General features: G+C 48.7%; 17 protein-coding genes and 1 tRNA gene. 10 read left to right on the top strand and 8 right to left on the bottom strand.

What is annotated here, in order from left to right:
• Window position 1: 1 nt before the first annotated feature.
• From mraY to mraZ, 7 genes are read right to left on the bottom strand one after another with little or no spacing between them, the layout of a single operon-like run.
• Entirely contained in the window at window positions 2-1,078 is a 1,077-nt protein-coding gene (gene mraY / locus VIS94_11680) for a phospho-N-acetylmuramoyl-pentapeptide-transferase (protein ID HEY9161734.1), read from the bottom strand.
• On the bottom strand, window positions 1,079-2,443 hold the full coding sequence (murF, locus tag VIS94_11675) for a UDP-N-acetylmuramoyl-tripeptide--D-alanyl-D-alanine ligase (protein ID HEY9161733.1): 1,365 nt from the start codon (window positions 2,441-2,443) through the stop codon (window positions 1,079-1,081). It lies immediately after the preceding gene.
• Window positions 2,440-3,888, bottom strand: coding sequence for a UDP-N-acetylmuramoyl-L-alanyl-D-glutamate--2,6-diaminopimelate ligase (locus VIS94_11670; GenBank protein ID HEY9161732.1), 1,449 nt, complete (start codon window positions 3,886-3,888; stop codon window positions 2,440-2,442). The genes murF and VIS94_11670 overlap by 4 nt, the downstream gene beginning before the upstream one ends.
• Window positions 3,885-5,594: a penicillin-binding protein 2 gene (locus VIS94_11665; GenBank protein HEY9161731.1), complete on the bottom strand. Its 1,710-nt coding sequence runs from the start codon at window positions 5,592-5,594 to the stop codon at window positions 3,885-3,887. Before VIS94_11665 ends, VIS94_11670 begins: the two co-directional genes overlap by 4 nt.
• A complete protein-coding gene (locus VIS94_11660) occupies window positions 5,579-5,869 on the bottom strand; it encodes a cell division protein FtsL (protein ID HEY9161730.1) in 291 nt (96 codons plus the stop codon). The genes VIS94_11665 and VIS94_11660 overlap by 16 nt, the downstream gene beginning before the upstream one ends.
• Window positions 5,866-6,786 carry a 16S rRNA (cytosine(1402)-N(4))-methyltransferase RsmH gene (gene rsmH, locus VIS94_11655; GenBank protein HEY9161729.1) on the bottom strand — a complete coding sequence of 307 codons (921 nt, stop codon included), beginning with the start codon at window positions 6,784-6,786 and terminating at the stop codon, window positions 5,866-5,868. Before rsmH ends, VIS94_11660 begins: the two co-directional genes overlap by 4 nt.
• Before the next feature lie 4 nt (window positions 6,787-6,790).
• Window positions 6,791-7,234, bottom strand: coding sequence for a division/cell wall cluster transcriptional repressor MraZ (gene mraZ / locus VIS94_11650; GenBank protein HEY9161728.1), 444 nt, complete (start codon window positions 7,232-7,234; stop codon window positions 6,791-6,793).
• Between the two features lie 254 nt (window positions 7,235-7,488).
• Here mraZ and VIS94_11645 point away from each other — a divergent pair, with 254 nt between their 5' ends.
• The 10 genes from VIS94_11645 (at window position 7,489) to VIS94_11600 (ending at window position 16,700) form a co-directional block, all read left to right on the top strand.
• Window positions 7,489-8,211, top strand: coding sequence for a MotA/TolQ/ExbB proton channel family protein (locus VIS94_11645; GenBank protein ID HEY9161727.1), 723 nt, complete (start codon window positions 7,489-7,491; stop codon window positions 8,209-8,211).
• Window positions 8,186-8,596, top strand: coding sequence for a biopolymer transporter ExbD (locus VIS94_11640; GenBank protein ID HEY9161726.1), 411 nt, complete (start codon window positions 8,186-8,188; stop codon window positions 8,594-8,596). Before VIS94_11645 ends, VIS94_11640 begins: the two co-directional genes overlap by 26 nt.
• A gap of 2 nt (window positions 8,597-8,598) precedes the next feature.
• A complete protein-coding gene (locus VIS94_11635; GenBank protein HEY9161725.1) occupies window positions 8,599-9,249 on the top strand; it encodes a TonB C-terminal domain-containing protein in 651 nt (216 codons plus the stop codon).
• A gap of 10 nt (window positions 9,250-9,259) precedes the next feature.
• A complete protein-coding gene (locus tag VIS94_11630) occupies window positions 9,260-10,552 on the top strand; it encodes a DPP IV N-terminal domain-containing protein (GenBank protein HEY9161724.1) in 1,293 nt (430 codons plus the stop codon).
• Window positions 10,553-10,691: 139 nt separating this feature from the next.
• A complete protein-coding gene (pal, locus tag VIS94_11625) occupies window positions 10,692-11,267 on the top strand; it encodes a peptidoglycan-associated lipoprotein Pal (protein ID HEY9161723.1) in 576 nt (191 codons plus the stop codon).
• The gene (ybgF, locus tag VIS94_11620) at window positions 11,251-12,021 is read left to right on the top strand and encodes a tol-pal system protein YbgF (GenBank protein ID HEY9161722.1); all 771 of its coding nucleotides are present in this window, start codon (window positions 11,251-11,253) and stop codon (window positions 12,019-12,021) included. Before pal ends, ybgF begins: the two co-directional genes overlap by 17 nt.
• Window positions 12,022-12,119: 98 nt before the next feature.
• Window positions 12,120-14,684 (top strand): alpha-glucan family phosphorylase, encoded by a 2,565-nt coding sequence (glgP, locus tag VIS94_11615; protein ID HEY9161721.1) that lies wholly within the window; start codon window positions 12,120-12,122, stop codon window positions 14,682-14,684.
• Window positions 14,685-14,705: 21 nt separating this feature from the next.
• Window positions 14,706-15,551 carry an SDR family NAD(P)-dependent oxidoreductase gene (locus tag VIS94_11610; protein ID HEY9161720.1) on the top strand — a complete coding sequence of 282 codons (846 nt, stop codon included), beginning with the start codon at window positions 14,706-14,708 and terminating at the stop codon, window positions 15,549-15,551.
• A 10-nt stretch (window positions 15,552-15,561) separates the two neighbouring features.
• A complete protein-coding gene (gene rfaD / locus VIS94_11605) occupies window positions 15,562-16,533 on the top strand; it encodes an ADP-glyceromanno-heptose 6-epimerase (protein ID HEY9161719.1) in 972 nt (323 codons plus the stop codon).
• An 82-nt stretch (window positions 16,534-16,615) separates the two neighbouring features.
• Window positions 16,616-16,700: transfer RNA gene (locus VIS94_11600), tRNA-Leu, on the top strand.
• Window positions 16,701-16,742: 42 nt separating this feature from the next.
• On the opposite strand, the gene VIS94_11595 is transcribed toward VIS94_11600, so the two are convergent.
• A complete protein-coding gene (locus VIS94_11595; GenBank protein HEY9161718.1) occupies window positions 16,743-16,976 on the bottom strand; it encodes a hypothetical protein in 234 nt (77 codons plus the stop codon).
• Between the last annotated feature and the right edge of the window lie 97 nt (window positions 16,977-17,073).

Here is a 17,073-nt window from a genome sequence, read left to right as displayed (position 1 = left end):
TTTACCTCAGTTTAAGTGTAGATATCGCAAGCATTGCCAGCAGTATCGAGATGATCCAGAACCTTACGATTATCTTGGGTTCCGGCCATCCCTTGAGTTCAAAGTGGTGGTGTATGGGTGCCATGCGGAATATGCGTTTGCCTCTAGTGAACTTGAAGAATCCCACCTGGAGAATTACCGACATGACTTCCATCACAAATATCCCGCCCACTACAACGAGAAGTATCTCCTGTTTTGTTATGACCGCGACAGTACCGAGTATGCCGCCAAGGCTCAGGGAGCCGACATCACCCATGAAGACCTGGGCGGGATATGCGTTATACCAGAGGAATCCCATGCCGGCGCCCACCATGGCGCCAAGGAACACGCTCAGTTCGCCGACACCTGCGATATAATGTATCTGCAGGTACGCGGACGTCTTGAAGTTGCCTGTCAGGTAAGCGAACAGCAGGTATGTTGCGGCAGCTATCGTGCTCGGGCCGATGGCAAGCCCGTCGAGACCGTCGGTCAGATTTACGGCGTTTGCCGCACCCACAATGACCAGCATGGAAAAAGGTATGAAGAACAGGCCCAGGTCAAACTGTACATTTTTAAAAAACGGCACGGTGACAACCGTACTGAATCCCGGGATGGTGGTCAGTATATATCCTACGACGCCGGCGGCCGCAAATTCGATTGCAAGCCTCAATTTCCCGGGCAGCCCCTTCATGTTGCCTTTCCTCGTTTTCACATAATCGTCGATAAACCCCAGTGCGCCGAAGACAATCGTTATGAAAGTAACCAGCCAGACGAACCTGTTCGAAAGGTCTACCCACATGAGCGCCGAGAAGACTATCGTGAATACGATAAAGAGCCCTCCCATCGTAGGGGTACCCGCCTTGTTGTTGTGACCGGGCGTATATGTGCTTATCCTTTCCCCGAAGCTCATCATCCTGAGCCTTTCGATAAACCAGGGTCCGAGAAGCAGGGCAATCAGAAGCGCGGTTATTGTCGCGTAAATGCTCCTGAACGTAAGGTATTTGAAGACATTGAATAACGAATGATATATGTGCAGAGGATAAAGAATATGGTAGAGCATCTACGCCGCCTCCTTGAGGTATGCAACTACACGGTCGAGTTTGAGCGAGCGGGAAGCCTTCACCAGAATGATTGCGTCTTTCAGACTCCTCCTTGCAAGCGTGTTCTTTATATCCTCAACATTTTCCGCAATGGTAATCCGCCTTATATCGAGTCCGGCATTATAGGCCGCCTCTTTTACCGTAAGGGCCATTTCCCCTGTTATGATAAGCTGGCTGATGTTCGATGAGGCAGCCCATCTGCCAAGCTCTTTATGCCAGAACAGTGCATCTTCACCAAGCTCCAGCATATCGCCCAGGACCGCAATCTTGACAGAATGAGACGCTGTGGAGAGTATGTCGAGCGCCGCCTTCATCGAACCGGGATTTGCATTATAGCTGTCGTCGATTATGGTAAGGCCATCGGAGACTACGATCTCGGAGCGCATTCCAGGGAATACGGCCTTTTCAATCCCTTCCTGTATCATCCCGGGTTCAATATCGAACGCAAGGGCGCACGCGCATGCGGCAAGGGCGTTCTGGACATTGTGCATGCCGGGCAGACTGGTCTTTATCTTGATTTTTACATCTCTTAATGCCGCGGTAAAAATTGTTCCCGTGAGGTCCTGTCTGTGAACCTCGCAAGGAAAAACATCGGCGGGATATTTTAAAGAAAATGTGATTTTCCTGAGGCTTTCCGGAACGACCACATTTTTCGTATATTCACCGTTCGGGTCATAGACCGCCGTACCTGTCGTATATTCGAAGATGCTCTGCTTTTCACTGATGATGCCTTCCATGCTTCCAAGACCCTTGAGATGCGCCGGTACAATACCGGTCAACACCGACACGTCCGGCATCGTCATCCCGGCAAGTCTTCTGATCTCACCGGGCGAGTTTGTGCCCATTTCTATGACGGCAAAATCGTGTTCGTCCCTAAGGTCCAGGAGTCTCATCGGCACGCCGATGAGGTTGTTATAGTTTTTCTGTGTTTTAAGGACGTTTCCCGCAAGCGCCAGAATGGATGCAATCATCTCCTTGACAGTGGTCTTGCCTGCAGAACCGGTAATGCCTGTAATTTTTGCATCGTATAAGCGTCTGTTATACGCGGCAAGCGCGCCAAGAGCGGCGAGAGTGTCTTCTACCTGAATAATGTTCAAACCCTTTGCATCCGGCGTGAGTTCAACGACAGCCGCTGCCGCACCCCTTTCAAAAGCCTGTCTGACAAAGTCGTGGCCGTTGAAATTATCACCCTTGAGCGCAATAAAGAGTTCGCCTTTGGTTACCAGCCGCGAGTCGGTCGATATTCCGGCAAAGGGCGTTTCAGGATTGCCTTCTAAAAGGGTGCCGCCGGTTATGCTGGCGGCATCAATCAATCTGCCCCTCATGACATAACCTCCAGAACAGCCCTCCTGGCCATTGCCCGGTCGTCAAAAGGATACTTTTTTGTCCCGATGATCTGATAATCTTCATGGCCTTTGCCCGCAATGATAAGCAGGTCCTCAGCCTCCATCAGCCCCACACCAAGCTTGATAGCCGTTGCCCTGTCAGGTTCTACTATCGGATTGCAGCCGGGTGAAAATCCGGCAAGTATTTCCTTGATAATAGCATTCGGATCTTCCGTTCTCGGATTGTCCGATGTAACTATCACGGTATCTGAATATTTTTCCGCAATGGCCGCCATTAAAGGCCTTTTGGCCCTGTCACGATCTCCGCCGCACCCGAATATGGTATGAACCTTCCCGTGGGAAAGCGCCTTTGCAGCTTCAAGCGCATTTTCAAGCGCTTCGGGCTTATGCGCATAATCTACCAGAATCCTGAGCCCCCTGCTGTTCGGAACAGGTTCCATCCTCCCGGGCACAAACCTGAGATTTGCAATGCCTTCGATTATCGCCACGGTATCAATCCCGAGGCTCATGGCGGCCCCTGTTGCAGCCATGATATTATAGACCTGAAAACGCCCGAGAAGATTGCTCGCCAGTTCGAACCTTCCTCTGGGGGTGTCAAGATTGATTATCATCGAACCTTCGTCAGTCCTGACCGAATTTGCCCTTATATCAGCATTCTTTGAATTGCCGAAAGTTATTGCATTCTGGATCTCGATCTTCAGTTCTTTACCCGCTGAATCATCAATATTTATGACAGCGCCGCCTCTGAGGTATTCCGTGAAAAGCCTCTTCTTAGCATTGAGATATTCCCGCATGTTCCTATGATAGTCAAGATGCTCATGGGAGAGGTTCATGAACACACCTGCATCGAACATAAGACCGTCAACACGTCCCTGGTCAAGGGCATGCGAGCTGACCTCCATTATGCATATGTCCACGTCTTTGCTGGCCATGTCATCGAGCATGCCGAAAAGTTCGACCGGACCGGGGGTGGTTACATTTGCAGGAATTCTTTCTGAGCCGTATCTTATTTCTATGGTTCCTATCAGACCCGGGTTTTTCCACGCGGCCCTGGCAATGGATTCAAGCAGGTACGCAGTCGTTGTCTTCCCGCTTGTGCCTGTTATACCCGCAAGCGTCATTTTCCCTGCCGAAGGGAAAAGGGCCGGAAGTATTACCCTGAGAGCCTTTCTTGTATCAGGCACTTCGATAACCGGTAATCCAATCCGGGAGCTGTCATAACCCGAATTGCATACAATCAGTCCGGCGCCGTTTTTCCGGGCCGTCCTGATATAGTTATGACCGTCAGTCACCGAGCCTTTCAGCGCTATGAATGCCGCCCCTTTTATGATTTTCCTTGTATCGTCGGTTATGCCTGAAACTTCCACGTCAGGCCCTTTCAGGACCGCAGCCGGAATCATGCCTGCAAGAGTCGATGCCTTCACCCCCGTCCCCCTTCTTTTGCCAGTGTTATTATGGGTCGCATATCCATGATATTTGTACACTGCATGGCGATATTCTTGAAAACGGGACACGTAACGATACTGGCATAGTAATACGGATGAGGTTCATCTATGCAGACCAGCATAGTCATAACAGGTTTTCCGGATGAATCCATTATCCCGCCGATGAAAGAGGAAACATGAGCTCCAGCCGAATAGCTTCTTGTCAGAGGATCTACCTTCTGGGCGGTCCCGGTCTTGCCGAATACGGTATAGTTGTTCATTCCTGCAGCCTCACCAGTTCCGCCTTTCAATACCACTGTTTTCATAATGTCAACGATTTCTTCGGATGTCTTTTCAGACATAACCTTCCTCAGAATTTGAGGCTGATATTTGGAGACCCTGCCTGTCGGGTCCGATATGTAGTCGATGAAATGAGGCCTTATGATGACGCCTCCGTTTACCAGGGAATTGAAGGCGGTGATAAGCTGTATGCCTGTTATGGCAAATCCCTGCCCGAAGGCCATGGTCGCCTTGTCTATCATTCGCCAGCCTTTCGGGTTCCTGACAAGTCCTGCAGGTTCGCCTGGAAAGTCGATCCCTGTTGGAAAACCAAATCCGAATGCCTTCAAGCAGTTATACAGTCTGGATGTATCCACAGGACTGAACAGCTTTACCATACCGATATTGCTGCTGTATTTAACGACCTCGCTTACGGTAAGCCAGCCTTTTCCTTCATGGTCGTTTATTGTCGAATGATGAAATTTATATGCCCCGTTCTCACAGAAAACACTTTGGGATGCATTGAGATAATTGGTATCGAGTCCCCATGCGACCCATATCGGTTTTACAACCGAGCCGGGCTCAAAGACATCGGTGATAGCCCTGTTGTGATGGCCTGAAAGATTCCTGTATGAACCGATATTCGGGTCAAATCCTGGATAGGAGGCCATGGAATAAATCTCTCCGGTATGGGGATTTGTTATTATGACAAAACCGCCCTTTGCATTGTTGCTCTCGACCGCATCCTTGATAAATGCATATGAAATATACTGCAGTCTTTTATCGATCGTAAGACCAAGACTGTTGCCGTCCTTGCTGTCATTCACATCCGGCTTTACACCCTGGGCGCATATTATACGCCCCAAACCGTCCTTCTCTACCTCTATGTGTTTCGGCATCCCCTTAAGAACATGGTCATACTGAAGCTCAAGCCCTTCCAGACCGTTTCCGTCAACGCCGACAAAACCCAGAATGTTCGACAGGGCTTCACTTTCGGGATAAAACCGCTTTTTTTCGTTGAAAAAACCAATCCCCTTGATTTTAAGATCTTCAACAGCCTTTATTTCGTCGGGTGTTGCCTGACGCTTTATCCATGCGAAATACTTGCCTTCTCCAAGACGTTTTCTGATATATGAACGGTCCATATCAAGGGCCCTGGCAAGCTTTACTGATGCATCATTATGATCCTTTATAAGCCTCGGGTTTGCCGCAACTGATTTCACGTCCAGACTGATAGCAAGAGGGTGACCTCTCCTGTCATATATGATCCCCCTGCTGGGGCTTAGGTTAACGCTGTGCTCAAATTTCCTGTACGCCCTGGATATTACGTCTTCTGCCTTGAGCACCTGCAGATGAAATGCCTTTGCGCATAAGCCGGCCATGAGGAAAAGAAAAACGACTAATATGACGTTTACTCTTTTTTCCATAGATACACCATCTGTTCAGGTGACGGCGGCGTCATGCCGAGGTTTTTGACGGCGATCGATTCCAGCCTGTCGGTTCTTTTCAGTGTTGAAATCTCCAGCCTGAGCGCCTTGTTTTCGTTTGTAAACTCCTCCTTGATACCCTGCTCCCTGGAAATCTGATATCCAAGGTCCATGGCGAATGTCCTCGTCCAGACATGAAACATGGCCCACAAGCAAAAGGATGAAATAAAGACAATACCGGCAATGAGCATCGTCTTCCTGCTGACTCTTTTCATCCCCTCCTCCTGGCCGCCCTGAGTTTGGCGCTTCTGGACCTTGGATTTGCTTCAATTTCCATTGGTGACGGCAGAACAGGTTTTTTCGTTACCCTTTCCATAACGGGCGTATCAGGTTCGATAAGAACCGGTATACCCCTTGCAGATACATCATGGACAGGACCTGCAAAAAAGCGCTTTACAATCCTGTCTTCGAGTGAATGAAAAGAGATCACAGCCATTACGCCGCCCGGTTCGAGAAGAGATGCCGCTTTGGGAAGAAATTCCCTGAGATTATCAAGCTCTCTGTTTACCTCTATCCTGATTGCCTGAAACGTCCTGGTCGCAGGATGGATATTTGCAGGCCAGTACTTCCTGGGAATCGCTGAAGCTATAATACCGGCAAGTTCCTTAGTGGTCTTAACAGGCCTGCTGTCTGTGATTTTTTCTGCAATTCTCCTTGAAAACCTTTCTTCCCCGTATTCCCGTATAATCCTTGCAAGCTCTTCCTCGTCATATCCGTTGACGACATCATAGGCAGAAAGTTCTGCGCCGGATTCAAACCTCATGTCGAGAGGAGCATCCTTTGAAAAGGAAAAGCCCTTTTCCGGCATATCAAGCTGAAAAGAGGAAACTCCAAGATCAAGAACTATACCCGAAAGGCTGTTCCATCCGAGAGTTTTACAAATCGTGTCGATCGAAGTGAAGTTGTCTCTGAAAAAATGCGCCCTTTCGCCGAAAGGTTTGAATGTCTCCGAGAGTCTTGACAGGGCATCCCCGTCAAGATCGGTTCCTGCGAGCATACCCGAGGGTGAACTTGCTTCTAGGATGGCCAGTGAATGGCCTCCGCCGCCAAGCGTTCCATCGAAATACTTGCCGCCATCCCTTGGAGCTATCACCTGAACGACCTCCTTAAGGAGTACCGTTACATGCCGCATCAGTCTAAAGCCCGAGCTTCGCGAGCTCTTCGCGAAGGTCTCCCGTGCTGGCCAGCGCTTCTTTCATGATCTTTTCATAAGTTTCATGATTCCAGATTTCGAAGCGGTCGGTGATTCCGACAAACAGGCATTTATTCTTGAGGCCCGCATAATCTCGCAGACTCGCATGGACAAGTATCCTACCCTGTGCATCTATCGTGCATTCATCGGCCGATCCTATCACATGCCGTTTGTAGAATATGCCAGCAGGCTTATAACTTGAAAGGCGGGAGGCCTTCTCCTCGACCTTTTCCCATTCATCCGGAGAATACGCAACGAGACAGGATTCTATCCCTTTCGTTATAATGAGCTTATCGGTACCACAGAGATTAAGCTCGTCCCTGAAACGGGACGGAATGCTTAACCTTCCCTTGTCATTAATAGAGTTTACAAAGTGCCCTTTAAACATGTAAACCTCTCATGCCACTTTTTGGCACTATTTAGCCTATATTACAATCATTATTATCGGTCAATAATAATATAACACTTTAACTTGATTTTTATTTTATTTTTTCATGTAGTTATATGGTAACAACAAAATGTCAAAAAGTGTCATAATTGAGTGATTAGGTTTGCACTTGAACAAACTATTCTTTAAAATATATATGAAGGCTGAGATGTTGAACAAACTACCTTAAATAAAGTTTTTAACGGGAGGTACTCATGTTAATGCTGGCTGCTACGGCGTTAGCTGCTCCGGGCCAGTTCAGGGGCGATATTGGGGCCATGGTCATCGATTCTGACCCTATTGTTAAGATCGTGCTTCTTTGTCTGCTGGTTTTTTCAGTTGTTTCATGGGCACTGATCATACAGAAATGGATAGTTTTCAAGAGGGCGAGAAAGAGCGGGGAAATCGTCCTGAATGCTCTGGCGCACGGAGGAACACAATCCAAAATATCGGAAAGGATCAGGCAGGCCGGTGACTCCCCTGTCACAAGGCTGTACAGCGCTGCACAGCTTGAACTTGACAGGATAAGCGGCACCGCCACATCGATATCTCCCGCACTGCTTGAAAATATCGAGGGTATAATCAAAGGCAATTCAGCCGATGAATCGATGTCACTGGGCAGGGGGCTTGGTTTTCTTGCCAGCATAAGCAGTGCATCTCCTTTTATCGGCCTGTTCGGCACGGTCTGGGGTATAATGGATTCGTTCAGGCAGATAGGCCTGATGGGTTCCGCAAACCTTTCAACAGTTGCTCCGGGCATATCCCAGGCGCTTGTTGCAACGGCGGCAGGGCTCTTTGTCGCAATACCGGCAGTCCTGTTCTATAACTATTTCACCGGTGTCATGGATCATATACACCGTCAAATGGATCAGTTCATGATCGAATACATGAACTGGGCCAGAAGGAGCCTGTATGGAGACAGGAAACAGCAAGGGTAAAGTCTTATCAGGCATTAACGTTACACCGATGGTCGATGTAATGCTGGTGCTTCTTATAATCTTCATGGTTTCCGCGCCTATGATGAAGGAAGGCATGAATGTAAACCTTCCCGAGGTTGAATCAAAGGCGCTTCCCGGCCAGTCCCAGGACATAATCGTTACCATAAGCCAGGACAGGAAGATTGATATCAACGGCTCCACAGTGGAAATAGGCAGACTGACCCCGCTGCTTGAACAGATAGTGCAGCAGAGAGGAATTGAAAATGTCTTTCTGCAGGCCGACAAGGGCGTGCCGTACGGGTATGTCGTAGAAGTCATGGCCCTCATCAGGAATTCGGGCCTTACGAAGCTGGGGCTTGTCACTCAACCTCCGATAAACAGGTAAGGATGAGAAAATTTCATGTCTTTCTGGCAATATCCCTTCTGCTGCACATAGGGCTTTTTGCAGCAGTGCTGGTGCCTGATTTTTCATCGAAGCCAAAGACGGTTCCGGTTGTTTACGAGGTCGATATTGTGCCCGGAGTGCCGGGCGCCTCTGTTTCCGGCGGCGCATACAGAAGTTTCTCCATGCCGACATCTGTACCGAAGATTAAAGATTTCGGGGAAATTTCAAGAGACGTTCCTGTCAATGACGGCCCGTCAAGACTGCCGAGCCCTGATCTGGATTCGGAACCTGCACGGTCTTCGGGTTCAGCCCAGTCGGGTCAGTATGACCGTCATGGAGACGACGATTCTACCGGTGGAAGCGCATATGGCGAGGTTGCAAGGAAGGATGCATGGATAGGAATTGTAATGGCAAGATTCAGGAATGTATGGCAGATACCGGAAGGCGTGCCTATAAGACCCGATCTGCAGGCGACATACACCATCAGGATTTCCTCAACAGGCGATATAATCAGCAGAAAGCTTCTGGTCTCCTCGGGAAACAGGCCTTATGACCGCTCGGTTGAAATCGCATTGAGCAGGATCAAGCTTCCGCCGCCCCCGGGCGGAAGATATGAATGGACATTATCGTTCGTCCCGCCCTACAGTAATTAAGGAGATAGCAATGAAACGTAACAGAATGGCCGGTTTATCGGCAATCATTTTTATATTTCTTATATTCAACATCTCTATTGCCCAGGATCACGAAATCATAGTGATTCAGGCAGGCGGCGTAAAAAAAGCAAAGGTGGCCATGCCCTTGTTTGCCGGGCCTCCCGATCTGGCAGGTCCGGCATGGGCGATACTGAAAAAAGATCTGGAAATCGCACAGGTCTACGATATTATCGACCCTAAAACCTATCCGTCGCAGGCATCCATCTCCTCTACATCCCAGGCGAAGCTTTCCGACTTCAGCTCGATCGGAACAGACTTCATTATTACGGGCTCGCTCACGCCTGCCGGAGACAAGTCGGTAAACTTGAAGCTGGAGGCCGCGGACATAACGGGAAAAGTAATTACATCCATTGACTATAAGCCCTTCAAGGATGCCGTTTACCTGAGCATCAACAATTTTGTGGATTCCTTTCTCAAAGATTCCCTGGGCCTTTCTCCCATATTCAACTCGAAGATAGTCTCAGTCATGCAGACGGGTTCAGGCCGGACGCTGTACACATGCAGGCCGGACGGGACCGGTGGTTACCCGCTTTTAAAGTCAAAACCGGACGATATCGTATTGAGCCCCGCCTTTTCTCCGGAGGGAAACCGGATAGCATTCGTTTCCTATGCAAAGAAAAATCCGGATTTGTGGCTTATAAATTTTTCGCAGGGCAACGCTACCCTTCTTTCAGACAGCAGGGGGCTCAATACCGCTCCGGCTTTTCATCCGTCAGGTCAGAAGCTGGCGCTTACAATGTCAAAAGACGGAAACCAGTCCATATATTTGATGGACCTCAATACAAAAGCAGTATCACGTCTGGTCAGTTCGGCGGGTATCGACACCTCGGCAAGCTTTTCCCCGGACGGCGGCAGTATGGTCTTCTGTTCGGACAGGGGCGGCACTCCTCAGCTCTACATAAAGGATTTATCAACAGGAAAGGAGACCAGGATCACCTTTCAGGGGAAAAAGAATACCGAACCCAGATTCTCGCCTAAAGGCGACCTGATCGCTTTTACATATGTCGATGGCGGGGCATTTCATGTTGCCACAATAAGGCCGGACGGCTCAGACCTGAGGGTCTTCGAGGGAACCGAATTCGAAGACTTCTCTCCAGCATTCTCACCCGACGGCAGGCTCATAGTCTTCGCCGCCGGTGACGGCAATCTGTATATAACCGACCTGATCGGAAGCAAACCCGTCCGCATCACAACTTCGGGGGGCAAATTCAGCCAGCCGGTATGGAGTGCTCTTCTAAAATGAAGGCAAATAAATTCTGAGAACAAGGATTTATTTCTGAACCGGCCGTCGAACAACTACATTTGTTTTTTTATAGATACACCTATTCTCAAAGCTGTGATAAAATTTTAGGTGTTAAGAATTTGCTTGCAAGGAGAATTTGATGACTAGGCGGAAAATAGCCTTTATCGTTCTTTTAATGTTTACAATGACTATTCTCTGCTCATGCGCAAAGAAAAAGGTTGAACAGATGTATGGCCCAGCCAACCAGAATCAGGCACAGAGCAGTGTGTCACAAAGTGATTCACAGTCACCGGAAATGCTTCCGCAGCCGATCGAGATACCTCCTTCGCAGTCTCCCGGCTTAACAGGCAACGTTACAGCAACAGAGAGCCTGAAAAAATTCGAGGATGAAGATATATATTTCAATTTTGACGACTTCACCATTTCAGAGGAAGGCAAGAATATACTTGCTTCAAAGGCGGATTTTCTGAGAAGCATGCAGTCGCTCAAAGTCATTATCGAAGGGCATTGTGATGATCGCGGAACTACAGAGTACAACCTTGCACTCGGAGAAAAGAGGGCGCGTGAAGTCAGGAAATACCTTATTTCCCTGGGTATTGACGGAAACAGGCTTTCCGTTATCAGCTACGGCAAGGAAAAACCTGCGGCCAAAGGCCAGAATGAAGCCGCATGGGCAAAAAACAGGAGGGCACACCTTGATGCATTTGAAAAATAAAAAACTATCGGTAACGGTCATACTTCTAATTTCGGTTGCAGTTTTAATGCTTGCCGGATGCGCATCGCAGCGGGATTTTACCAACCTCAAGACCGAGCTTGACGCTGTGAAGGTCAGCAATGACAAACTTGTAAAGGATATTGGAACGATAAGCAGTGACAAGACTCAGGCATTGAAAAACCAGGCGGCCATCCAGGCACAGTTCAATGATCTTCAGACTCAGATCAGGGAGATACAGGGAAGAATCGAGGAACTGTCCGCAACGCCAAAAACCGACATTACAAAGATCAACTTACTGGAGGCTAGAGTCAAGGCGCTTGAAGACTCCATAAAGGGTCAGGCTGCTTCGGCCTCGGCCAGATCTCAGTATAATATGGCAATAGACAAATTCAATGCCGGCAAATTCCTTGAAGCACTCAAGGCATTCGACGCCTATATTGCAGCCAACCCGAACGGCGATCTGGTTGACAATGCAAATTTCTGGGCAGGAGAATGCCTTTTTGCGGAAGGCAATTTTGAATCTGCCATAGACAGGTATGATGTTGTGCTCAAGAATTATCCTAAAAGTCCGAAGGTACCGGATTGCCTGTACAAGGAAGGTCTGGCGCTGATCGAGCTTGGAGATTCCGAGGCAGGCCGCCTGTCGCTGAAAAAAGTGATAAATGAATATCCAGACAGCGATGCAGCAAAAAAAGCGAAGGTGAAAATGGGGGAAAAGTCCTCCGCAAAACCGAAAACCATAAAGGGTAGATAACTTAAAGGCCGCAAACATCTGACAAAATCGAAAAGCCGGGGAACTGGCGGCATGAATTCGACAGGCAGCAGCCTGTATTCACATTGAAAGGGGTTCGCATGCAGATAAAGAAAATACCTTACTGGGTAATGCCGGCACTACCGGAAATGCTCAAGCCTGTTAAAGAGCTGGCCATGAATCTGTGGTTTTCATGGAACCAGCAGGGGCTGAGACTTTTCAGACATATGGACAGGGACCTCTGGGAAAAAATCGCCCACAATCCAGTCAACATGATATCGAAGATTTCCCAGTCAAGGATCATGGACCTCCTTGAGGATGAAGGCTTCCTCTCACAGATGGAGAAGACTTACGAATCTTTTACCGATTACATGTCCGAAAAAGGTGTGTATTCATTCCTTATTTCACAGCCAATCGATTTTAAAATCGGCTATTTCTCTATGGAATACGGCATCACGGAAAGTCTGCCTATATATTCAGGCGGACTGGGAATACTGGCGGGCGATCACCTGAAAAGCGCAAGCGATCTGAGACTGCCTCTGGTCGGCGTCGGTCTCATGTACAAGCACGGCTATTTCACCCAGCAGCTCAACGTTGACGGCTGGCAGCAGGAAAAGGATACGGACAATGACTTTTATCACATGGCGCTAACGCTCGAGAAGGACAGCCAGGGCAATCCCCTAAGGATACCTCTCAGGATGGGGGACCATGATATAAAACTGCAGATATGGCGCTGCAATGTTGGAAGGATTCCGCTTTATCTTCTTGACACCAATATCTCCGAGAACAACGAGGACGACAGGCAGCTGACAGCCAACCTCTATGGCGGCAACGAGGAATACAGGCTGAAACAGGAAATCATCCTTGGAATAGGCGGGATCAGGGCACTCAAGGCCCTCGGCATAGACCCCATGGTCTATCACATGAATGAAGGTCACAGCTTCCTTGTCGGTCTTGAAAGAATAAGGAATTACATGCTGAATACGGGCCTTGATTTTCGCACTGCATTCGCCCTGGTAAGGTCATCCATGGTATTCACAACGCATACGCCGGTCCCGGCGGGCAATGATGTCTTTAATCCAAACCTTGTCGAAAAATATTTAAGGCCGTATGTGGATGAAGTGGGCATATCATGGAACAGCTTCATGAGGATGGGAAGGCAGAACACGAATGACAGTTCGGAACCATTCGGTGCAACCGTTTTTGCCCTCAAAACCTCCGAATTCAGAAACGGGGTAAGCAAGCTTCATGCAGTAGTTTCCAGGAACATGTGGAAAGATATCTGGCCCCATGTATCGTCCGATGAGGTTCCTATTTCATCCATCACCAACGGTATTCACATCCCCTCGTGGATATCCGCAGAAATGGCGGATCTCTTTGACCGGTATCTGGGCCCCGAATGGAAGGAAGACCCGGACAGCAGCAGGCTCTGGGAGAGGATGGATGAAATACCTGACACCGAACTCTGGTACACGCATGAAAGAAGACGCAGAAGGCTTGTCGAATTTTCGAGAAAACGCCTGATCGACCAGTTGAAAAGGCAGGGAGTAAACCCCAGAGAGATCGAAAGGGCCAAGGAGGTGCTTAAGCCCGATGCCCTTACAATAGGCTTTGCAAGACGAATGGCAACATACAAGAGAGGCCTTCTTATCTTCAAGGATATTGATCGTCTGAAGGCTATTCTTTCAAGCAAAGAAAGGCCTGTGCAGCTTATTATTGCAGGAAAGGCCCACCCGAGGGACAGCGAGGGAAAGGACATTATACAGAGGATTATCCATGAAAGCAGGCAGGACCCGTTCAGGGATAAAATCGTGTTCCTCGAAGACTACAATATGAATATCGGAAGATACCTTGTTCAGGGTGTCGATATCTGGCTCAACAATCCGCGCAGACCATTTGAGGCCTGCGGTACCTCCGGAATGAAGGCTACAGCAAACGGCGCCTTGAACTTGAGCATCGAAGACGGATGGTGGGATGAGGGCTATGCACCGGGTCTCGGATGGTCCATCGGCAAGGATGAAAAGTACGACAACTGGCAGAATCAGGACATGGCTGAAAGCAAGGCCATCTACGACCTGCTCGAGCGTGAGATAATCCCGTTATTCTATGAAAGAGGTCTTGACGGTCTTCCGAGGGGCTGGATATCCATGATGAAGAAGTCCATGCGCACATTGTGTCCGGCTTTCAATTCAAACAGGATGGTCGAGGAATATACCGACCGCTGCTATATGGAGGCGGCCCTCAACCACAAGACCCTTTCTGCAAACAATTTCAAAGGGGCCAAAGATATCGTAGCCTGGTGCACTCATCTGATATCGAACTGGAAATCGGTAAAAGTGCTCAGCATGGGACACGAGGGGAGCGCAGAGGTCAAGGTCGATTCCGAGATTATCATCAATGCAGAGATTCAGCTTGGCGCCATCGAGCCTTCTCAGATAAGCGCCCGTGTCTATTACGGCACACTTGATGACGCCAACAATCTTACGGATGCCCGGGACCTTATCATGGAACATGAGGAAAATCTTGGCAACGGCATTCATAAGTTCAGGGCGGTTCTTACCTGTGAAGATACGGGCAGGTTCGGTTATACGGTCAGGATCATGCCGAGGCATGAACATATAAGATATCCGGTGGACATAGGACTCATACGATGGGCCGAAGAATGAAATAAAAAAGGAGGCGATAAAATGGATTTAAGGGGCAAAAAAGCTGTTGTTACGGGCGGTGCAATGGGAATCGGGTTTGCAACCTGCAGAAGGCTCCTCATGAATGGCTGCGATGTCTCTTTTTGGGACATGAACGAAAAAGCCCTCAAGGATGCAAAATCTGATCTTGAAAGGCTGGGAGGAGGAAAGGTCTTTGCCTATCAATGTGATGTCACTGACAAAAACAGGGTAAAAGAACTTGCAGCACAGGCCGAAAAAGACATGGGCCAGGTGGATATCCTTGTCAATAACGCAGGCTTCGTCAAAACCGGCAGGTTCTGCAGCCGCCCGGTCGAAGACTGGGAAAGGGAGACGGACGTCAACCTTACGTCAATGTACTACACGATCCAGGCATTCCTGCCGGGAATGTACAAACGCAACCTGGGTCATATTGTAAACATATCATCCGCTGCAGGCGTTATCGGCGTACCCGACCTTGCAGTTTACTGCGCAACGAAATGGGCCGTGTGGGGTCTGACCGAATCACTCAGGTTCGAGGCCATACTGGACAAGAAGAATATCAGATATACATCGATCCACCCTCATTTCCTTAAGACAGGCATGTTCGAAGGCGGCAGACTGAACTTCCTGGGAGAACTGATAGTGCCCAGGATAGAAAAGCATGACACGGTCGCCGAGGCCATCGTGGAAAAGGCTCTCAAGAAAGGCCGCAATGTAATAAAAATTCCTCCCATGCTTCACATCGGTGTGATTTCCAGGGCGCTTCTGCCGGATTTCATAATGGGCAGGGTGCTGCTTCTCATGGGTCTGGCCAGGGGTATGAAAGAATGGGTCGGCCGTCCCGGTTCGGAGCACGCGGGGAAATAAGGAGTCATAATTGATAGCAGTCACGGGCGGGGCAGGTTTTATCGGCAGTGCAATCATACATGCGCTCAATCAGAGGGGCATGAATGATATTCTTGCAGTGGATCATCTGGGGACCTCATCAAAATGGAAAAACCTTAGAGGCCTTTCTTTCGCGGATTACAGGGAAAAAGACGATTTTTCGGCACAGCTTCACTCGGGCTCACTTCCCGAGCTAGACGCCGTGATCCACATGGGGGCCTGCTCCTCCACAACGGAAGCGGATGCAACCTACCTCATCAGAAACAACTTTCAATATACAAAAGACCTAGCCCTATTCTGCGCAGACAAAGGCGTCAGGTTCATTTACGCCTCATCGGCAGCCACCTACGGCGATGGCTTGAAAGGTTTTTCAGATGATGAAGCGCGCATCGAAGAACTTATTCCCCTCAACATGTACGGCTATTCAAAGCATCTCTTCGACCTTTGGGCGAAAAGAATGGGGCTTCTATCTACAATTGCAGGCTTGAAATTCTTCAATGTCTATGGCCCGAACGAATATCACAAGGCTGATATGAGAAGCTTTGTCCACAAGGGTTATGCACAGATAAAAGAAACCGGAAGACTTAGGCTCTTCAAATCACATAATCCGGAATACAAGGACGGCTGTCAGAAAAGGGACTTCATCTATGTAAAGGATGCGGTCAGGGCCGTCCTCTTTTTTCTGGATAATCACAGCGTCTCTGGAATTTTCAATGTAGGCGCAGGTCAGGCCCGGACATGGCTTGATCTCGCAAACGCCATGTTCTCAGCACTCAATATGGAGCCTCAAATAGACTTTATCGACATGCCTGAAATATTGAGGGACAAATATCAGTATTATACCCAAGCCGATATTTCAAAGCTGAAGAAGGCAGGATATAAAACAGAACCTGCTTCCATTGAAAAGGCCGTCAGGGAATATATTCAGGACTATCTTATGAAGGATGCCTATCTGTCGTCCTGAGAGGGCATCAATAAAAGCTGCCGGTTATATTTCGAAAAGATTCTTGACAAAACAGGCCCTCATGCTGATAGAAGGGGAACGGGCGAGAGTGGCGGAACTGGCAGACGCGCCAGACTTAGGATCTGGTGGAGTGATCCGTGGGGGTTCAAGTCCCTTCTCTCGCACCAAGACTTTTAACTTATACCAGAAAATATCACACACGCATATTATCAGGCATACCAGAAAACGGGTTTATTGCCGCTCTTGATCTTTCTGATGTATGCCCGGCGGGCCTTGTCGATGGAATTAAAGAGTGCAGTAGGGTTCAATTTCACCGGTTTACTGCAGTCAGGGTTGGGGCATTTGCCCATAAAGCCTGAGTTCTTCTGATTATCGATACCGGCGAAGAACACTGAACTGCATGATCCATGGTCATATAACGCCAGCACATTTTGTTTTCTCATTTAAGCACCCTTTTGTTGTTTAAAATTTCTCCAGTAACCTGGCAGATGCATCTCTCCATAGATCAAGCCCTGCAAATTGTCTAATTTTATGATTTAA

It is taken from the genome of Desulfomonilia bacterium (genome assembly GCA_036567785.1).
GTDB lineage: Bacteria > Desulfobacterota > Desulfomonilia > UBA1062 > UBA1062 > DATCTV01.
The sequence above is the reverse complement of the archived record's forward strand: the minus strand, read 5'-3'. Positions and strand labels throughout refer to the sequence as shown.